The 20,126-nt window shown below is 56.4% G+C and carries 12 protein-coding genes and 4 pseudogenes; 5 read left to right on the top strand and 11 right to left on the bottom strand.

The genetic code is table 11. The features are described 5' to 3' along the window. Nucleotides 1-113 precede the first annotated feature (113 nt). Nucleotides 114-638, top strand: a pseudogene (locus tag ASF08_RS07560) (IS630 family transposase); the annotation flags it as partial. A gap of 17 nt (nucleotides 639-655) precedes the next feature. Here the strand turns inward: ASF08_RS07560 and ASF08_RS25700 are convergent. Then, a pseudogene (locus tag ASF08_RS25700) lies at nucleotides 656-1,097 on the bottom strand (transposase); the annotation flags it as partial. A gap of 362 nt (nucleotides 1,098-1,459) precedes the next feature. On the opposite strand from ASF08_RS25700, the gene ASF08_RS24630 reads away from it, so the two are divergent. Beyond that, on the top strand, nucleotides 1,460-1,891 hold the full coding sequence (locus tag ASF08_RS24630) for a helix-turn-helix domain-containing protein (protein ID WP_156629498.1): 432 nt from the start codon (nucleotides 1,460-1,462) through the stop codon (nucleotides 1,889-1,891). A gap of 930 nt (nucleotides 1,892-2,821) precedes the next feature. Here ASF08_RS24630 and ASF08_RS07555 read toward each other — a convergent pair. The 8 genes and pseudogenes from ASF08_RS07555 to exbB all read right to left on the bottom strand — a co-directional run bounded on the left by ASF08_RS07555 (nucleotide 2,822) and on the right by exbB (nucleotide 14,029). Continuing rightward, a pseudogene (locus ASF08_RS07555) lies at nucleotides 2,822-3,511 on the bottom strand (4-carboxy-4-hydroxy-2-oxoadipate aldolase/oxaloacetate decarboxylase). Nucleotides 3,512-3,823: 312 nt separating this feature from the next. Continuing rightward, nucleotides 3,824-4,720, bottom strand: a complete 897-nt coding sequence (locus tag ASF08_RS07550) for a LysR family transcriptional regulator (RefSeq protein ID WP_056143333.1) — start codon at nucleotides 4,718-4,720, stop codon at nucleotides 3,824-3,826. Nucleotides 4,721-5,249: 529 nt separating this feature from the next. After that, nucleotides 5,250-7,022, bottom strand: coding sequence for an ABC transporter ATP-binding protein/permease (locus ASF08_RS07545; protein WP_082473114.1), 1,773 nt, complete (start codon nucleotides 7,020-7,022; stop codon nucleotides 5,250-5,252). A gap of 159 nt (nucleotides 7,023-7,181) precedes the next feature. Then, nucleotides 7,182-9,755, bottom strand: coding sequence for a TonB-dependent siderophore receptor (locus ASF08_RS07540; protein ID WP_162238945.1), 2,574 nt, complete (start codon nucleotides 9,753-9,755; stop codon nucleotides 7,182-7,184). 309 nt (nucleotides 9,756-10,064) lie between these two features. Next, complete coding sequence (locus ASF08_RS07535; RefSeq protein ID WP_056143324.1) at nucleotides 10,065-11,342, bottom strand: M16 family metallopeptidase; 1,278 nt, start codon at nucleotides 11,340-11,342, stop codon at nucleotides 10,065-10,067. A gap of 45 nt (nucleotides 11,343-11,387) precedes the next feature. Beyond that, nucleotides 11,388-12,725, bottom strand: coding sequence for a M16 family metallopeptidase (locus ASF08_RS07530; protein ID WP_244474478.1), 1,338 nt, complete (start codon nucleotides 12,723-12,725; stop codon nucleotides 11,388-11,390). A gap of 184 nt (nucleotides 12,726-12,909) precedes the next feature. Continuing rightward, the gene (exbD, locus tag ASF08_RS07525) at nucleotides 12,910-13,344 is read right to left on the bottom strand and encodes a TonB system transport protein ExbD (RefSeq protein ID WP_056143318.1); all 435 of its coding nucleotides are present in this window, start codon (nucleotides 13,342-13,344) and stop codon (nucleotides 12,910-12,912) included. A gap of 4 nt (nucleotides 13,345-13,348) precedes the next feature. Continuing rightward, nucleotides 13,349-14,029 carry a tonB-system energizer ExbB gene (gene exbB, locus ASF08_RS07520; protein ID WP_244474477.1) on the bottom strand — a complete coding sequence of 227 codons (681 nt, stop codon included), beginning with the start codon at nucleotides 14,027-14,029 and terminating at the stop codon, nucleotides 13,349-13,351. 875 nt (nucleotides 14,030-14,904) lie between these two features. Between exbB and ASF08_RS26175 the strand changes: the two genes are divergently transcribed. From ASF08_RS26175 to ASF08_RS23900, 3 genes and pseudogenes are all read left to right on the top strand, one after another. Continuing rightward, entirely contained in the window at nucleotides 14,905-15,756 is an 852-nt protein-coding gene (locus ASF08_RS26175; RefSeq protein WP_082473113.1) for a TonB family protein, read from the top strand. Between the two features lie 61 nt (nucleotides 15,757-15,817). Continuing rightward, nucleotides 15,818-16,768 carry a helix-turn-helix domain-containing protein gene (locus tag ASF08_RS23905; RefSeq protein WP_082473112.1) on the top strand — a complete coding sequence of 317 codons (951 nt, stop codon included), beginning with the start codon at nucleotides 15,818-15,820 and terminating at the stop codon, nucleotides 16,766-16,768. Between the two features lie 285 nt (nucleotides 16,769-17,053). Beyond that, nucleotides 17,054-17,916: pseudogene (locus tag ASF08_RS23900) on the top strand (DDE-type integrase/transposase/recombinase); the annotation flags it as partial. On the opposite strand, the gene ASF08_RS07510 reads toward ASF08_RS23900, so the two are convergent. Beyond that, nucleotides 17,914-18,828 carry a DUF4880 domain-containing protein gene (locus ASF08_RS07510; RefSeq protein WP_274534477.1) on the bottom strand — a complete coding sequence of 305 codons (915 nt, stop codon included), beginning with the start codon at nucleotides 18,826-18,828 and terminating at the stop codon, nucleotides 17,914-17,916. The pseudogene ASF08_RS23900 and the gene ASF08_RS07510 sit on opposite strands and share 3 nt — an antisense overlap. 102 nt (nucleotides 18,829-18,930) lie before the next feature. Continuing rightward, the gene (locus tag ASF08_RS23895; protein ID WP_082473111.1) at nucleotides 18,931-19,437 is read right to left on the bottom strand and encodes a sigma-70 family RNA polymerase sigma factor; all 507 of its coding nucleotides are present in this window, start codon (nucleotides 19,435-19,437) and stop codon (nucleotides 18,931-18,933) included. Nucleotides 19,438-20,126: the final 689 nt, after the last annotated feature.

The following is a 20,126-nucleotide window of genomic DNA, read 5'->3' as shown; positions in this document are numbered from 1 at the left end:
AAACATCCTCAGCTCCTCTCGAAAGAGAAGCTTCTCCACTGGCCGGATTTTACTCCGCCCGCATCAGCACCCCGCCGACGCTCCAGTGGATGGTTTTGTCACCGCCCTACACAGACAGGCTCGTGTTCCTGGAGGAGACCGCAACTAAGACGAGGGTGGCGCGTCGCTAAGGATGGACTCCGCGCGGCAAACGCTGCCGGGTGGCCGTGCCGTTCGTGCACTGGAAGACCATCACGGTCACGGCAGGGCTGCGGGCGAGCGGCCTGACGGCGACCGCACTCTTCGATGGCCCCATGACCGGGGCGCGCTTCCGCCGCTATGTCGAGGAGCCCCTGGTGCCGACCTTGACGTACGGTGACACGGCTCTGCTCGACAACCTGCCGCCTCACAAGGACAGCGACATCCGCGAGCACATCGAGGCGGCGGGCGCCCGGCTGCTATATCTGCCGGCGTACTCGCCAGACTTGAACCCGATCGAACTGGCCTTTGCCAAGCTAAGGGCTCGCTTGCGGGACCAGGCCGCTCGCACGGTCGCGGACCTTTGCGACACCATCAAACAAGCCTTCACGCGCTTCACCCTGGACGAATGCCGGGCCTACCTCCTGGCCGCCGGGTACGATGCTTTTGACCCGGCCTGATCGGATGCAGCTCTAAGCGCCAGCCGCAACGCGATGGCGGGGCGCCGCCCGTCGGCGATCACGCATGCCATGGTGCTATAGCAGCCACGCGAGAGGCTAAGAGCCTCACGAGCGTTTCGGTCGGCCCCAGATCCCTTCTTTTAGCGGCACCGGCCGCCTTCTGGTGTGCATGTATGTTCGTACCGTCGAGGAACACCATGCCGAGTTGGACGCCTCGCTGCTGCACGAACCTGTGGAGCCGCTCCCAGACGCCGGCACGGGACAAGCGGATAAAGATCCGGGCGTGTCCCGCCACCAGGGACCCAGATGCACCAGAATGGCGCACCATTTGGCCCGGCTCTGTTGCCGGCAGAGAATGGTTAAGAGAGTGCGTTGCACATCCTGCGGAGGCGTCTTGGTTTTAGACCGGCAGGCCTTCATCAGCGGGCCCAGCTCAAACCATCGTGCGTCACTCAGGATTCTCCTTCCTTCCTCAGAGAGAGGAAAACGCGAGCCCCTGTCATCCGTTCAGGCGATGACAGGCCCAAGGAGCCGCCTCAACTTTCCACCAGAGTTCATAATACGAAAGACACTCGCGCTTTGGATGCATCGGCTTGCATGATTACAAGCAGTGAGCGATTACGAGAAGCTCTTCCAAGAGCGCGTCTAGCAATCGCAAACGAGCAATTCATTTGCGCGCTAGGACTAAAAATAATAGTTTTCAAGCATTTTGCGTCCTGTATACCGTCTCCGAACTTAACGATAACGCCGCAGGTCTCAAAGTTTGGTCTCCGGCTAACAGATCTGTTGCGAATTTCGCGAAATAACGCAGATTGTAGCGTATGCCGAGAGGTGAAGCACATCGTTATCTGCTCATGATTGAGCTGAGGGGACTCGAATACCCGGATAATTTTTTGGCCGATCAAAGCCTATCCAGCGGGGCCGCAGGGCAAACCACTCAGGAAGCGCAGTCACAAAGGACCACGACAGTGGGTAACAGCATCATTCGCTATGACGTTGGGGTGGAAGCGATACGGAGTTGCCACGTACGCGCCGCTCGTGCCCTTTTAGACTGGTCTATGTTGGTTCTGGCGGAATCCAGTGGTGTTTCGCTCTCCACGGTCAAGCGACTGGAAGAAAGGATCGCGCCGCACGCGCCCAGATCACTTACAAAAATTCTAACAACACTTTGTCAGGCTGGCATTTATTTCGTCATGATGAACGATGGCACGCTTGCAGTTGCTAAGCGAGACATTCCAATCGAGCAATCTTAGTGATTAAGGAAGGCATTATAATAATCGGTACAGCGTTAATCGCCATTTTTGGCATATCTTAATAAGATTTTATAGCGCAGCCTTTGCCTACATCCTTCGCCAAAAACCGACGTGATTGTGAAATCGTTGCGCCCATCGCTCCGCTAGGTATCAACAGCATCTGGAAACTCTGGCGCTACCAATTAGGAGCGAGCATTTCCAAACAGGTACCGAAAATGTTTCCAGGCCATCTCGTCGAAGATTGATCATGCATTTGGTGCCTGGTTTATAAAGGGTCCCGAAGTCTCGATCGTACAGGAAATGGCCCTGATGACGCCAATCCGGTCATCTCGGCCAGCAAACTGACATTGAGGCCCTTCATTTCACCCGACCCAATTGGACGATCGTATGGTGGGAAATCGGGAATCTCTTGAGTTCGAGCTGGCTTTTCGCACCCTGCTCCGACCCGGCGACTTCCGCTGACAGCTCTTCAGCGACACCACCAACCAGGACAGATTCCAATCAGGTCAGTCTCGGTTGAATGAATGAAAATTTGCCAAGTTAGGAACCGCGTGGTCGATTTCGTCGACAACGCGGTTCGATCCTGGCAACCGGTTTCAGCGTGCGCTGCTATTGGGGATGCGCTGTTCAGGCCTTGCAGCGTTTCCACCAGCAGCAGAGTCTGTTGTCACCGTATCTGCGCCATTGGCACCGCGCGAGGTGACAACATCGCGGTCGTTTCCGGTGCTGTTCGGCTCTTGCACAATGAGTGGAGCAACGGCACCCGGCTGCCGCTGATGAGTGCCCTGTGCAACGGCTGGGACAGTCACGGACAGAGATGCGCCAACGAGAAGAACGTATTTCATGAGATTATTCCGCTTTCGTGTTGAAGTCTGATTACAGTTAGCCCTGAAGCTCTCTGAACGCCCCGCCGGCCGGTGGTTTAGGGGCTTAGGCAGGGAGTTCGTCGAGATATTCGAGCCCGGCCGCAGCAAGGCCCTCGCGCATTCGGCCCAGGTCGAGGCTGAGCTCACCTGATGCCAAGCGGCTTCGCTTGACGCTCTCGCTTTCGGCACGGGCATCCGCTTTTGCAGCTACGTCCGCAGCAAGCCGGTATGGCACGATCACGATACCATCGTCGTCCGCCACGACCGCATCACCGGGCTGGATAGGAGTTCCAGCACAGACGACCGGGAGATTCACGCTGCCGAGAGACGCCTTCGTCGTGCCCTTCGCCGAGATCGCACGCGACCAGACTGGGAAGCCCATCTCCTTAAGCCTACGTACGTCACGGCAGCCCGAGTCGATAACCAGCCCTATACCACCACGGGCCTTCAACGAAGTGGCGAGCAGTTCGCCAAACATCCCATCGGTGTTATCGGTAACGCAGGCGACGACGAGCACGTCGCCTGGATTGCACTACTCAATGGCAACATGGAGCATCCAATTGTCGCCGGGTTGGGTCAAGACGGTTACGGCGCTCCCCGCCACACTTGCGCCAGGCCAGATTGGACGCAGGTAGGGTTTGAGAAGACCGACCCGTCCTTGGGCCTTATGAACAGTGGCAACACCATGCTTGGCCAAGGTCGAAGCCACTTCAGGTGTTACACGGGGGATGTTGCGAACGACGATGGTTTTCATTTCGGATCTACCAAATCCATCTCGAATAACAGCTCATAGCACTGATCATCCTTATCAACGGATGCGCAAGACTATCACGAGCATATCGATGAAATATTTGCTATCCCTGCAGGTCGCACCCATCCACTTTCCGATGAGTCACCGGATTGCTGGAGTGATGCTTAGTCACTGATAACGCTATCCTGAGTACGAAACAAATGAATAGATTTACTACTTTCATGAAATTTATGAAATAATAGGTTTGGTCGGCATTATAATTTTCTGTTGCACCAAACGGTTTAGGTCGATGAGGCATTCGCTGTTGAAGGAAGCTCAAATTGCAGCAAAATAGTCCCGGATTGCCCGAGAAAGGCTGTCGGCTACCGGCGAAAGCGTAACTCCGCACCGTGTGACAACTCCAATCGTTCGCGAGAGGCTGGGCGCCCGGACCGGCACCGCGACAAGCCCGCTTTGATGCGCTGATTGAAAGGCGAGGCGCGGAATGACGGTGACGCCGAGACCACCTAATACCATACCGATAGCCGTGGTCCCGCGATGCGCCTCATAGACCCAGTTCATGTCGGTGTACCGCCTGCCCAAACCGGTGGTGATGATAAGGTGATTGCCGGTCTGTCCTCCGATTTTGATCATTGCTTCGCTCTGCAATTCAGACCACGTCACCGCCTTTGCCCCGGCCAACCGGTGGTTGGCCGGGCATACCAATACAAAGGCTTCTTGGTGGATCGGGGCGATGTCGAGGTCGTAGTGCTGCGCGGACATGATTGTGATACCGAATTCCGCATCGCCAGCCCTAACGTGGTCGATGATGGCGGTAGCCGAGTCATCGATGATGCGGACCAACACGTTCGGATGGGTCTTGCCGAAGGCGCGCAGGATGGCCGGCAGGTGGCAAGCAGCAATTGTCGGCACGCAACCAAACCGGACGACATCTTGCTTCTCACGTCCCTCTTGGCGAAGCGTATCGAACAGCTGAGACAGCTCATCCACGATGCGTTGTGCTTTTGGCAGAAGCTCGACACCAGCAGGCGTCAGAGACACTTGCCGCGTCGTTCTGGCGATCAATTTGACACCGAGCTCGTCCTCCAGCTTCTTCAGCCGATGACTCAACGCCGCCTGCGACAGGTTGAGGCTCGCCGCGGCGCGGTTGAACCCACCCCAATTGGCAATGCTGAGGAACGCTTGGATCCCGAGGAAGTCGATCCGCTCCAAAGTCGCCCCTGGCCTTTGTTGAAGTTTCAGACGAGCCCCCAAATTGGAGCGATCGGGCGGCCTCCATGCGGTAGTCACCGAACGATAAACACCATCGTGTTTTGACGTGGCGATGGACGGCTTTCGGGCCTATCCGGCTTTAGGATGCCATGATCCCCGGTTGCGGCCCTTGTCTCGAACGATGGGGTTTCGCAACGCCCACGTCTACGCCACGATGGAAGGACAGCGGTCGCCTGATCAATGAACGAGCCCCATCGCGTGCGATGGCGATGCAGAGTTGAGCTCAGTCGACCGTCGCGCACGCCGGCATAGAGCGAACTCCAGCTCCAGACGATGGCTCCAACGTCATAAGTCATACGATAGCGCGAGAACACAACAGGACATCTTTCAGAATCGATTGTACTGCGAAAACCAAATTATCACCATCGAGATAACTCATTTGATATCGACCGGAGAATACGACTAATCACTTCGGTCCCAGATTTTGAGCACTCTGGTCTAAGCGGCACGGCAGAACGATTATAATTATTTAGGCGGCCTTACCGGAAATAGAACCATCGATGTCTTCGATGCTCCAGGCATCAGCCGCTAAGCGAAGGACGCGCTTGTGAAAAGCAAAGACGCTAGGGCGATGAGCCACACTAATGAACGTGGTGCCTGACCGCTGGAGAACCTCATAGAGAGACTTCTCCGTCTCCTGGTCCAGCGCGCTTGTTGCTTCGTCGAGGAAGGCAAAGCGCGGCTTTGCGGCCAAAACACGCGCGAAGCCGATACGCTGCTGCTCTCCCAGAGAGAGGAACCGGGCCCAATCGCGGCGCGCGTCGAGGCCGCCGACCTGCGAGATGAGATTGGGCAGGCAAACCTGCTCGAGGAGTGATTGAAGGTCGGCATCACTGAAGTCGATTTTATCCTGGTTTGGGTACACAATCTGCGTACGGAGATCGGCGAGAACCATGTAGGGCCGCTGCGGCAGAAACATCATTTCTGAGGGAGTTGGCATATCGATCATGCCCGCCCCTCGCGTCCAGAGTCCCGCCATGCCTCGCAGGAGCGAGCTTTTGCCAACACCCGTCTGACCGACGATCAGAAGGTGCTCTCCCTCACCAATAGTGAGGGTAAGTGCCTCGATGAGGTCGCGCTCCCCGCCGGGGGTTTTGAGTGTGACGTCATGTAAGCAGATTCCGCTGCCAGCACGGTGTCGGACCGTGATCTGAGTCAGCGAGAAGGCTTCGGATTCAACGGCCATTGCATCGAACTTTTCCTGGATCTCGGCGAGACGGACGATCTCGGGTGCGGCTCGTACCAGCGTGGGGATGAACTGCGTGACGACTCCAAGGCTGCCGACGATCATCTGCGCCGAAACGGTACCCGCTGCGATGGATCCAAAATCGATCGTTCCGTTGAGGTAGAGTGGCGCTAGGAACACGATCGGCATTAACTGCCACACAGCGCCAACCGTGTGGCTCACCCCGCCGAGAAAGGCACCATAATAGACGATCCGGAGTTGCTTCGCGATCGCGGTGCCTAGTCGACCGTTGAGATGCTTGCTCTCCGCGGCTTCTCCCCGAAAGAATGCTACGGTCTCCGCGTTATCGCGCACATGGAGAAGACCGTAGCGCAAATCGGCTTCCGCTACAGTGGAGTCCCAGTGCTGCTTGATCGTTGGCCGATAGATAACGTAATTCAGCACAAAATTACAAACGACATAGCACAAAGCTGCCGCCAAAAGCCCTTTCGAGATGCTGGCTAGGATGACGACTTGTACCGTCACATCGAAGCTTGCACTAAGCAATTGCCGGGGGAATTCTAGAACACTTTGGCAGAATGGGGTGACCTCTGCTTGAATCCTTTGGTCAGGATTGTCGATACTGTAGGTCGAAGCAATTTCGTAGTAGGTGCGACGCGACAGATATTTCTCAATAAGGTTGGCGGTCAGCCACTGGCGCCAACGGATCTGGACCAAATTGCTCATAAAAGAGCTCATTACTGTAGAGTACGAGCGCGCCAGTCCCAGCATCGTCAGCAGCGAGACGATCCACCAAAAGGAATCAACGCTCTTATTGAGAAGAAGATTTGTTTTCTCTGCGGTATATACTGTGATGTATCCGCCAAACACGCTATATCCCAAACTACCCGCAATCGAAATGCTGACAAAGAGCCAAGACAATAGCGAGGCGCGAGTGAGCCAGTACGGATGCACAAGACCCCATAGCCGCTGAAAAAAGAGCGCGTTGAGCCTGAAATTGCGCGGATCGATCTCCGCGCTTGCTTGACCATCGTTGGATGCTGATGTCGCTGGCATACGAAGTTCCCATGGGGGATTCGCCAACCGTCGGCAGCGAACCCCGGGCGTTGCCAGGGTTCGCCGGAGGTGAGCTTTGAGATGCGTCGACGCGGGGCTTGTACAGGGTGATTCTGCTGACCAACGCCTTCCGATAGAAAGCTCAGCTAGTAGCACCCATCAGAACTGGAGATGGACCGAGCCTACTGCCGTGAAAGGCTGCCCGTACCAGTTTCCGCCATAAATCGAGCCGACCTGCGAGTAGTATTTACGGTCGGTCAAGTTATAAAGATTGAGCTGTGCGTATGCTTTATCATTGATGATATATTTTACCATCGCGCTGAAAGTGATGTATTCACTGGCCTTGACAGTTGAATTAACCAAACCTTGGCCAACCACGAAATTCTCGGCCGTGTAGAAGCGCGCTCCTCCGTATTCGGCACCCACCCCAATTCGGACAGGAGCGAGAGCCTGATCGATTTGTGAAATGCCGGTTTGAGGACGCAAAACCGTAAATGCCTTACCTATGTGCTTAGGAAAGGTGCGCTGCGACAGAAAAACCCTGTTTGCAAGCGATTCAGGACCATAAATTCTCTTAGAGTCGTTGTAATTATAACTGAATGTTACGTTCCAATCGGGGGCGATTTGGCCCGTCATCTCCAAGTCAATGCCATTGGTTATCGTCGTCGTACCATCGGCAATGTAGCAGCAATTCGAATTATTGTTATTGCCGTTGCCGGGAGAGTTAGGGTTGCTCTGATCCAGGACCGGGACGTTGTTGAGTTCAGAGTTGTAAAATGCCAACGACGAGGTGAGCAATCCGTCGAAATCGCTTCGCTTTATGCCGGCCTCCCAGGTCCGGCCGGTGATCGGTTGGGTAAGGACTCCCGGTTCACTAAAGAGAAGTGACGGGTTGAAGATCGTGGCGTAACTCCCATAGATCGACATGGAAGGATCCAGATCCACTGTCGCACTAACATCTGGGATCGGAACATTCATGGTATTGATACCGGACTGGGTGGTTGTTCCGTTTAAGACCGTCGTAGTATTTGTCTGGTAGGCGCTGAACCGCTCGCCGACATTGATATGCAGCCATGGCGTCGGCGATAGGCGAATGTTGGCGTAGCCAGCAATCTGCTGCTGTGAGAAATCGGGTTGATAAAAGTTCGCGACCGACATGATCGATGACGGAACAGGCTGAAAGACACCCGGATTGAAGTTGAACAGGCTTATATTAGTCGTATTTTTATAACCATAAGCCAATGATTTCCCGTTATAAGATTGGTCAACATAAGAATATGCAAATCCAAATGTTGGCTCTATCTTCATTCCAAACAGTTCATCCTTGCCGCTGATGAATGCGTCGGCTTTGTATTGATTGGAATTTATGCTGTTTCTCAAATTACTAAAGGCTGCCCCTGTACCATCGCTGTTAATCCCCCCAAACGGAAAACTATTGACCAGCAGGAAATCGCTTTTTATTTTCTGTAAATTTGCCGACATGTTGACGTTTAGCGTCCAATCGTCGACGATTTGCTGGGTCGCACGTACAAAATACTCTTGCCCGTCGACCCTCGACAAACTCCAAGGTGCGCACAGGCAGGTATCGCGTGAGAAAGGGGCCTTCTGACCGCTTCGGTAGGTCGGCAAGCCGCCAAACCAAGGGGTGCCAGTCGTCTCGTTGATTGTCGCCCCGATATTGATCACGGTGCCCTCGGCAGGGGTTAGCTCGGCATTGATGTACCCCTGCTTCACCGATTTGCTGGCATATCTGTAAAAGAAATCGCTGTCATCATAGACGAGAGAGGACCGAATCTTCAGAAGACCATCGAGGAGCGGTCCGGTATTGAAGTCGAGCTGGGTACGATGAGCGTTGAACGAACCGAAGCTCTGATCTAACGAAGCCCCGGCCTCATTAAGCGGCCGCTTTCTCTGCAGCGATAAGACGCCGGCCGGATCGCCAATGCCCGAATACTGACCGGCGGAGCCTCGGACAACGGAGACGCTGTCATAGGCGGAGAGATCGAAGACGGGGAGGAAATTCGACTGAAAATTGCCCGCAGCACCAACGTTAATTGGCGAGCCACCATCGATAGAGATACTGCTGATAGTATAACCACGGGACTGGAAACTGGTTGAGAGATTGCTGCCAGCGACGACGGACGTGCTCCCGCTTTGCACGGCCGCGCCCCCGGGTGGCGTGACGGTGAGGCCAGGCAGAGCTGCCACGGCATCGTTAAGGCTTGTGAGGTGCCGATCCTTGAGTTGCTGATCTGAGAGTACGGACACGCTCTTGGCCGTATCCTTGATAGCCAAGTTGGATTTGGTCGCCACGTTAGCGCCCGGTGCTGAATAGCTGCCTGAGCCCTCGGTTGCGATCGCGTCGCTGGTGCGCGATCCATTGCCGGAAACGTCGATATCGGCGATATCCGTCGCTACGCCGCCAGCCGCTGCGCCCGGGGCGGTCGCCGACGTCTGTTGTGAGCCGTTGAGGGCAACGACCGATAGCGTCTCACTTGCGCCGACTACGGCACGCAGCCGGGTTCCCGAGATAGCGCGGCTGACAGCCTCATTTACGGTCATACGCCCAAATATCGGGCCGGAGCGGAGGTCGCGCACGGCATCGGGCGAGAACGAAATCGGTGCAGCAGCCGCACTGCCGATGGCAGTCAGAACTGTGCCGAGGGCGCCACCCTCGATACTGAACTCGACGGTGCGCTCCTGGGCCGTCGCGGGGTAAGCCGCGGCCAACAAGGAAAGTGATGAAACTCCGCACAAGAGTGTGACAGCGAAACCCGATGCCCTCAAGCGACCCAAGATCATATCAAACCCCAGCTAAGCCGTTCGGCTCTTGTTTCGTTACTGAGATGACGGTCTGGGTGGCCGAAGCTGAACCATAATCACGAAAATCTTTTAACATTCCTCAATAACGAATGGAACTTATCGGCGGAACCCAGTCGATGTTTTGTGCGCCCCACGTCTCCCTCCGGTAGCCCCCGGGCTATTGCTGCGAGAGATGACGGCACCAGCCGTTTGAGAATGGCTTTGGCCGAATCTTTCGCGTCAAAGGTCTTTCGGGTCACCGGCTGCCACCACAAATAGCGCCCCATCTCCAAAGAGGCGGTCTATGGCGCGCGCGACATCCGCGACGTCCACGGAAGCAACCCCACGGTTGCGCCGGTCAAGCCAGTCTCTGCCTCGATCCGAGACCTGGATCGCGAGCAAACGACCTGCGAGGGCAGCCGAACTAGCGAGCGCCATACTGTAGGATCCAATCAAATAACCTTTGGCTGCAGAAAGTTCGTCCTCGCCGATCCCGCATTGGGTGAGGTGTCGGATCTCAGCCTCGATCACCGCCAGAGCTTCCTTGACCCGGTCGTTGCGAACTGACGTCGAGCCTCTCCAGGTGCTGCAGCCTTCCTGGGTCTGGATAACGGATCCGATCGAGTAGCAAAGACCGCGCTTCTCGCGCACTTCGCGGAACAAGCGCGACGTGGATCCCCCGCCCAGGCAGTGATTGACCACGAAGGCTGCGAGAAAGTCGGGGTCTTTGAGCAATATGCCCGGACGGCCGAACACGAGGGTGGATTGCGGAGCAGGCGATTGGACCACGTGGCGCTGACCGAGACAGCCGATGGCGGTCGGCGAAAGCGGTATATTGAGCCCGGCTGGTAGCTTCGCGAAGGCACGGTCGAGGAGCGCGCCAAGATGTTCGGGAGTGGTCGCCCCGACAACGGCGATTCGCAGCGTTGTCCGGTTGATGAGGCGCGGGTGTAGGGCCAGCAAATCCTCACGCGAGATCGCGGTCACGGACTCGGTGGTCCCCAGGGTCGGCCGAGCATAAACATGCCCAGCGAAGCCAAGCTTGGCAAAGGTGCGGGCGGCCGTGAAGTCCGGTGTCTCGCTGACCGAACGCAGGTGCGCGACGGTACGTGCACGAACCTGCTCGATGGCTTCGGAAGCGAAAGCGGGCTGCGATAATGCCGAGCCAAGAAGATCAAAGGTCCGCTCGGCGTGGCGGACGAGGCATTTGATCTGACCCGCGAGGAGGTCGGGTGTCGTATGGAACGACAGGTGGATCGCCTTGTCGGCCAGGGCCTCCTGAAACTCTGCCCCGCCCAGGGCTCCGGCTCCCTCGGTCAAGAGCGCACTCAACAGGGACGCTGCTCCGCAGCGGTCTTCAGGATCAAGACTCGTACCTCCCTTGAAGCCAAAATTAACCGATAGGATCGGTAGAGTATGATCCTCGATCAGCCACGCTTCGACCCCTTTGGGGCTACGAACGGTCCTGATCCGCTCGGCGTAGTTGGTCTCCCCCGGGGGAGGAATATGAATCGACATGGGCGGGTCTCGATCAGATCGTAAGGCGCGCTGTCTGCGCGCGGTTCAGGCTACCTTGAGGCCGAGGAGGTATCCGGAGACACCGTCACCACGAACGAGGAGGGCGAGTGCATCGCGGATTGCCCCGGGCGTGACGGCTTCGATGCGGGCCTGCCAGGTCGCGAGATCATCCAGACTGAGGCCGAGCGTCAGTGATTGGCCGTACCAGTTCGCCAGGGCGAATTGGTTGTCCTGAGTGTAGAGTGCATCGGCCACAAGACGTGTTTTTGCTCTTTCGATCGCCCCAGCGGGAAACCCCACCGCCAGGACGGTTCGCAACTCATCCTCGACAGCTGCGTCAAGGACCTGAGGCGAGACGCCCTCCGCGGGAACGGCATTGATCGAGAAGCGCGCCTGCTCGGTGAAGTAGTCCTCATATTCGACGCCGATCGAGGTTGCCAGTTTCTCCGTAACCACAAGGCGCTGGTGCAAGACGGCAGTTCGGTTGCCCCCGAGCAAGAGGGCGAGCACCGACAAGGCCTCAGACTCCCCTGACAGTGCGATGCCCGGGGCGGGTACGATATGAAGGCGCTGGAGTTGAGGCTGCCGCACACGCCCATCGCGCAGCGTAACCTGCCGATGGGTACGTGTCGGTGGATCCTGCACGCGGTGGCGCTCCCGAACGCCTTCACCACTCGGTATCCGCCCGTAGGCCTCCTCGGCGAGCGCCAGGACTACGGCGGGCTTCGCATCGCCAGCCACGACCAAGATCGCATTTCCCGGTCGGTAGAAGCGCCGGTAATACGCTAGGGCATCCGCGCGGGTCAGACCCTCGATCTCGTGACGCCAGCCAATGATCGGCCGACCGGAGGGGTGGGCAGGGATCGCCGCTGCCGTCACCTCTTCCTTCAAGAGCGCCTCCGGCCGCGTTTCATAGCGCATGGCTCGCTCCTCGAGGACGACGTTCCGTTCCGGGGCGACGACGGTCTCATCGAAGGCGAGATTGCACATCCGGTCGGCCTCGTAGGCCATGCAGGTTGGAAGGTGATGCCGGAGTACCTGTTGGTAGTAACAGGTGTAATCATAGGCGGTGAACGCGTTCTCCTGCCCACCTTCTGCGGCGATGAGCTTGGTAAAATGCCCCGCGGGATAGCGGTCGGTTCCCTTGAACATCAGGTGTTCGAGAAAGTGAGCAATGCCGGACTTGCCAGCTGGATCATCGGACGAGCCATTGCGGTACCAAACCATGTGGGTGACGACTGGGGCCCGCCGATCCGGAATGACGACGACCTGCATACCGTTCGACAGCCGACCAGATTGAACCATCAAAGGAGGCGGAAGCAGCCCGTGCTCAACATTTCTTGCCGCCACGTCAGAGGGCTGCGTGTCGCTCGGGTTCATCATGACAGAATGCCTGGCAGCTGACACCGATCGGCAGAGGATCGATCGGGAATGCGAATAGAGAATGGAAGCCGTAATGTTCGTCCGTCGCTCGAGCCCAATCTGTGTCGGGATGCGAAGACATGCACCGGATGCAGCAAGGGACTTTGCCGCGGCAAACGGAATGGAGCCCCTCAAACAGTCCTGATTATGGTTGCGCGCTGGTTGTGTCCTCGAGGCCGACGAGGCCAACCTTGAGGTAGCCCGAGGCGCGAAGCAGGTTCATCACCCGCATTACTTCTCCGTAGGCTACGCCCTTATCCGCCCGCAGAAAGACGCGCTCGTCCTTGTTGCCTTTTGTCACCGCGTCAAGCGCAGGTCCGAGGCCTGGCCTGGCCACCAAGTCTTCTCCGAGCCGGATCGTGAGGTCCGACGTCACGCTGAGGAAGATTGGCTTGTCAGGTCGTGGCTGCGGTGGCGCCGCAGAAGTTGGCAGTTCGACTGGGACGCTTACCGTCGACAGTGGTGCCGCCACCATGAAGACGATCATGAGCACCAAGATTACGTCGATGAACGGCGTGATGTTGATATCAGCGGTCTCCGTGAGGTCGCCGGAATCCTCATGTCCGAGTTTGACCGCCATGGGCCTACTCCGCCGCCAAGTTTAGGGTAGGATTTGCGCCGCCCCCGATGGTCGCGCGCCGGTCGAGATCACGCGAGAGATGTATCATAATGAGGGCTACGGCATCGGCGAGCATGGCGCGGTACCCGGTGATCGACCGAGCGAGCGCATTGTAAATAACAACGGCAGGAATGGCCGCTGCCAAGCCGACACCTGTGGCGAGCAGCGCCTCGGCAATGCCTGGAGCGACAACCGCCAGTGAGGTGGTGTTCGAGTCAGCTATGCCGATAAAGCTGCTCATGATGCCCCAAACTGTCCCCAACAGGCCTACGAAGGGGCCAATAGATCCGATCGTTGCAAGGACGCCGGTCCCGGAAGCCATGCGCCGGGCTGCGCGGGCCTCGACACGCTGGAGCGCCATAAGTGCTCTCTCTTTAATGCCATCGCTTGGCAAGCCTTGCGATTTCGAGACCTCTTCGTTGGTCTCGAGCAGGAGGCGGGCAGCAACGCCGTTTTTAACTAGCATCGACGCGTCATCGAGGCCGCGGGCTGCACGAAGCGTTCCGATAGCCAGCGAGATGCGCCGCTTGGCGAGCAGGAAGATGGCCCCCCTTGCAAATAGGATGATCCAGGTCACCACCGAGGCAGCGGCAAGTACAATCATCACGGCCTGAACGACCGGCCCGGCAGATAGGAACATGCCCATAGGAGTAAGGTCGTGCAGCTTTTTTACGGTTGCTTCTGGCGACGGTGGAATCTGGCCTTCTGTCCCGGCAGGCCCCTGAGAGGCGGAGATTGGCTTGCCAAGGGGTTCCGCGGCGGCTGGAGCCGCGAAGGGGGCAGCTTGCTGCCGAGTCTCCGCCGATCCAACCGCTTCTACTGGGGCAGGAACACTCTCGCCGACAGGGCTGGAATGAGACAAATCTTGGGCTGCGCCGGGCCTTACACCAAGACTACCTAGCATGGCTGCAACCATTAGGATCTGGGTCAGGCAACGGACGGAAAGCAAAAGAGTGAACGTCCTGGCTGCAGGCATCTGTTCCGACATCGCCGTACAATCTCCGTGGGGAATGATCGGATGGGCTCAAAGGGTTGAGCGACGAGCCTGGGAAAAAGAAACTCGAACGTCGAAATTTTCATGTGCCCAGACAGCTCTTCCCGGGATGAGGGAAGGGAACGTTGCCCGCGCGGGGTCAGGGCGGGTCGTCACGCGACGAAACAATTCCGAGTAAACACGATGGTGGCGGGCAAATCCGCTTCGCTTTGGGCTGCCCGCGATCACTGGCATACGAAGCCCGACCCGTGCGCAATCAAGCCAGCGCATGCTTGTCCAGTTTCTGAAAAAAATTTCGGCATGCAGGTGTCAATCGGACCAGCGGATCCGTCACTTTTTTAGAGAAGTCACTGGCGGGCGTCGCTGCCCGCCAGTGACTTCTGCCGTAATGAGAATGCCCGCCTCGGAACGCTTATATAAAGGCCTCCGGATCGCTCGCAGTCGCCAACTTCAACGGACTGGGACTAGAAATTCACTTTGAAAGATCCGGGCGCAGCGCTTCCGCGAATGGGAGGTGGGCCGTGAACATGATGAACATTGCAATCCCGCTGCATGCCCATTGCGGCCGGGAGCAGGCGCTCCTTGTCCAAGAGCGGCGCGACCGTCGCTTTCGGGGGATGGTTTGGATCCTCGCTGCGTTGTTGGTGGGTGGAGTCCATGCGGGGATCGTTTGCTACCTTATCCGTGAAAAGCAACTTGCGATACCCCTTCCGGCTGAGGCAGGCGCAGTGATGATCGACCTAGCGCCCGAGGTCCAGCAGGCTACTTCTCAGACGGATGCTGCCGTTGCCAAGCCGGAAGAGGAGGCCGCAGCACCCGCCGTGGAAGCCCCACCTCCTGAGGAAGAGGAGGAGCCCAAGCCAGCGGCCGGGGTGGAGGAAGCGCCTGTACCGGCAATCGTGCCTTTGGCTCCAACCTCGAGAGAAAAGCCGAGGCAGGGAAAGGATAAGCCTCACAAGGCGTCTGAGAAGGCAATAAAGAAGCCCCCAGCGAAGCCTAAGGCATCCCCGAAACCATCGCATGCGGCAGCGGTCCGCACAGCCAGTGCTCCGCGCTCGGATCAACGCGCAGCATCCACGACTGCGATGTCGTCCGGCGCGTCGAGCGCGTCCTCAAATGCCGACTGGAAGAGTCAGGTGGCAGCCGCTCTGAACCGCAACAAGCGTTTTCCTATAGGTGTTCAAGCAACCGGGAGCCCAGCTTTACGGATGTTGATCTCAGCCTCAGGGCAAGTTTCGGCAGCTTCCATCGTTATTTCTTCAGGCTCAGCCGAGCTTGATCGTGCCGCAATGGATACCGTCTATCGTTCATCTCCCCTGCCGCCTCCTCCTTCCGGTCCGACGTCGCTAACTTTTCGAATGAACTTCCGTTCTCGATGAACACAGGACGCTTAGGAAATTTACAAGAGCCCCACCGACAGTAACCGAAAGAGAAATTGCAGTGTCGAAGGAATCGCCATTCAAGTTTAGTCCGCCGGATGCCGATTTCAAAATTTGGCAGGAATTCGTTCGCGACCGGATGGGACTTGAGGTCGAACAGCGCCAAATTGACGACCGCCCTTTCGACGCGGCAATCGCATTTAATCAAACCGGCGATTTACGCTTTGCACGCATTAACGAAAGCGGGCTCATCACCGAAGTTACAAAAAGAACCTTGGAATGCAGGCCCCCAAAAGATACCTTTTATATTCGACTGCAAATACAAGGCATGTCAAAAAACATTATTGGAAATGAAGAAATCATTCAAAATCCGGGCGATATCTTAGTGCTTGGATTTAAGCCAAATGTCCATGTCTCAAGTTTAAAAAGCGAAGTTCTGCTGGTTGAGCTACCGACAGAGCAGCTTAAACTCATGCTAGGAAAAGCTTACAATAACGAATTTATAAAGATCGACAACAACGATCCAAAAACAACTATTGTTTCTAGCTTTCTTCAGAATCTTGAACGTTTCGGCAAAGATCTAGATCAGCAGTCAGCGCAATTCTTGTCCCGTATTGGGGCAAGCCTGATTGTTGACTGTATATCATCTCGCCTGTCTGAAGATAAATCAGCGTTTCAAAGCGGCGAAATGATATTCTTAAGGGCTAAGGCTTACATTGAGGAGAATCTGGGGAACCATTCCCTTGATCCCACTCATCTCGCCACCGCCCTCGGTCTTTCGTTGCGCCAATTGCAGGTCGTTTTTCAAGAGCGTAATCAGTCGATTTCGGAATGGATTTGGGGGCGTCGAGTCGATGCAGTTGCAAAACTGCTCAATGACTCCAGGACAGCTCACGTTGCAATTGGCGCACTCGCCAATAGCTGCGGCTTTGCAAGTCAGGCCCATTTTTCAAGACGATTTAAAGAACACTATAAAATGTCGCCACGTGATTATAAGTATCGCCCACGCTAAATTTCACACGGAGTATAAGAGCTTATTTTACCTAACGAAGTGCACCTCTGTGGCTGCGATTCAGTCACGATTTATAATCGCCGTTATTTCGGTCTTCCGATCAATACTCCTACAGCGCGGCGAAACACGCGGAAGGTTTTCGGATAAGGTTATTCTGGATCTCGATTGTGCTAGATGTTTGATCCTGGGGCAAGATGGTGCACCCTTCACGCTGGAGTGGAGGAACGCGCATCGGGCCAGGTTCTTCACGGCAGCGCCACAACGACTGAAGCGATCCGTTGAGCGATCCAGCATAGTCAAGCGAGCCTGAGGGCGCTCTCGAAGCGCTACGGGATCAACCAGAAGGCGGTCGCGAAGTGGAGGCAGCGGACCTCGGTTGCCGATCAGCGTACGGGTCCGAAGGATCCGCGTTCGACGGTGCGGTCGCCGGAGCACGAAGCGGTCGTGGTAGCCTTTCGGCGTCACACGCTCCTGCCGCTCGACGACTGCCTCTACGCGCTGCAGGCCACCATTCCGCACCTGACCCGCTCGTCGCTGCACCGCTGCCTGCAACGCCACGGCATCGGCCAAATGCCGGAGGTCGATGGCGACAAGCCCAAGCGCTCGCGCTTCCAGGCCTACCCGCCCGGCTGCTTCCACTTCGATCTGGCTGAGTCCACACGGCGGAAGGACGGCTCTAACTGCTCGTCGTCATCGACCGCACGACTAAGTTTGCCTTCTTTGAGCTCCATGAACGAGCCACGCGGCGGGTCGCAGGCGACTTCCTCCGGCATCTCATTGAGGCCGTGCCCTACCGGGCGCACACGGTGCTCACCGACAACGGCACCCACTTCACCACGCCCGGCAATGTCGCCTCGGCCGCCTCCATCATCCAGGAGGCGATTGCGGCCGGCGAGACCTTCCGAGCTCACAGCTTCGAGCTTGCTTCTGCCCGCAACGATATCGATCATCGCCTGACCAAGCCACGGCACCCTTGGACGAATGGGCAGGTCGAGCGAATGACCCGAAGGGCAGGGCGAGGCAGCAAATCGCACGATCAAGGACGCGCGACGGTCAAGCGCTACCACTACGACAGCCATGAGCGGCTGCGCGCTCACTTGGCCGACTTCGTCAGCACCTACAACTTTGGCCGCCGCCTCAAGACCCTAGGAGACCACATCGACATTGATCCAAAAAGGCGTCACCTCTCGGACCCGGATCGGGAACGCCTCAGAAAGTGCCACAAGGGTGTTCCGTGGTTCGCGCAGTTTGAACACCCCGGCGATCCGCAACCTGTTTGCGGCCGGCGTCACCCGGATTAATCCGACGAAGTACGGGCGGAGATGCTCGATCAGGCTGTCCAGAGAATCATCTTCGAGGACAAGAAGACCCCGGGACCAGGATTCTTCACGAGCGATGTTCGCAGTCCGGCGAACCGCAAATCCCCCCTCTAGAGTTAGTTTTTGCCGAGCACCGACCTCGAAGGGCGCACCACCGGCGATCGTGGCCATCATATTCGTATCAAGTGCGACGGCTGCGACTTGACTGTCGTTGTAATGCAGAGATACCCGGCCGGACGGCAACGTAAGGAACCAGTCGCTCATAGAGATGTCGATGCGCCGCTGGCTCGCGTTACCTGATCTGATGAACAGATCACCGGCCAGAAGCTCAATCTGATCTTTGTGGCCATCTGAGCGGAAGTTGACAGCTGCTCGCGGCCCCAGGATCATACTACCACCATCGGGCAGACCAACCTCTTGCTCCTCGCCGGTCCATGTACGGTAATCGGCTAGCATACTACGCAGAGGCAGCAGCCGATCCGAAATTGCGGCGCCCGCCACGACGACGACCCCGAGGGTCGCACCCTTCAGCATTTGGCGTCGACTGGTGCTCTTCTTGTTGACCCGACGGGCAAGCGATCCCTTTGTGAGCGGCGATGTGCTGGCGACGCTCATGGGTCCCAGCGAATCTGTTAGATGCTTCCACGCGCGTTGATGCGCTAGATCAGCTTCATACCAAGCTGCGAACTCAGTCCGCTCGCGGTCGGTAGCCTCACCCGACTTTAGATTGACCATCCACATAATCGCTTCGGCGACCACTGGGTCGACCGAATCCTCCGGCAAAGCCAGCAAGGAGTAGGCACTTTCTGCGGCCGGGGGCTTGATCGCGGTTGGCATCGGAACTCATGTTCTATCAGGGTGGTACTGATAGAACCGAAGCAAGCATTGCGCAATGTATTTCCGGACCATTGTGATAGAAACGCCGATCTCTTTCGCTATATCCGTATAGGTCATTCCATCAATTTGGCTTAGCATAAAGGCAGTTCGCGCCTTAGGAGACATGGTTGCGAGAATTCGACTAATTTCCCTCAAAGCTTCTTCAACAAGCAATTGGTGTTCTGGCGATGCAGCAACACATGGCGGCAATGCCGCCAGTTCCGCCTCATAGGCTTTCTGAAGCTGATTGCGACGAAAAATTTCGATCGATAACCGCCTCGCTATTGTGACCATCATTGCCCGTGGCTCTCGGATGGAAGCTAAATTTTCCATCGAAAGCAGGCGCAGGAAAACCTCCGCAGCGATATCATCCGCACTACTGATTGATTTTGTGTAAGACCGAATCCAGCCGACAAGCCACGAGTTGTGGTCGCGGTATATTCGCTCTATATTTACCTGAGAAACATGGGACATCACGAGCGACTCATTCTTGCATCATCGCGCATATATCAGCATCGAATTTGACATTTTTCGATTGGACATGATTACGCTGCGAAAGCCCCCACAATGATGCGCTACTTCGTTTCCAAGGTTAAATACCTAACAGACCGGGTGAAAAATAAAATCTTAAATATCACGCTGAATGTGGAAAAAATATGCGATCCCGCCGACTATTCGGGCAACAAACTTTCAAACGCACCTAGATAAGATGAATGAGCGCAGCCAATGAGAAGCTTATTTTTCTACACTGTCGGCGGTACAAGTTGCACTCACATATATGCACAATACCGCTCATCCAATCGTGAATATAATTTTTCGAGCTTATGGAATATCCAGAGGGTCGGCCGCGGGCGATTCCTTCATTTCTTAGAAGCATCAATACTTCTGGGGATGTGCGGACATACCATAAACGTGGGGCGACTTTGACGGCGCAGCCAAGCATCCTACAGATAACGCTCGCTTATTAAATATTCGTTCCGTTGGCTTACAGTAGATTGATCAAAGATAATCCACTAGGTCTTGGCCTTTTGTGGTAAAGATCTCTACGTATGCAAGTAAAATCAACGTCCGCACTCCGAGTTTCATAACAGTTATTTATAGAAAAATCAAGTACGACAACGTCAATACTGAGCAGCTGCGACGCTTGCATAATACTATCGGCC

The organism is Methylobacterium sp. Leaf85 (assembly GCF_001422125.1).
In the GTDB taxonomy this organism is placed as follows: domain Bacteria; phylum Pseudomonadota; class Alphaproteobacteria; order Rhizobiales; family Beijerinckiaceae; genus Methylobacterium; species Methylobacterium bullatum.
This window is presented reverse-complemented; position numbering and strand designations above follow the sequence as displayed.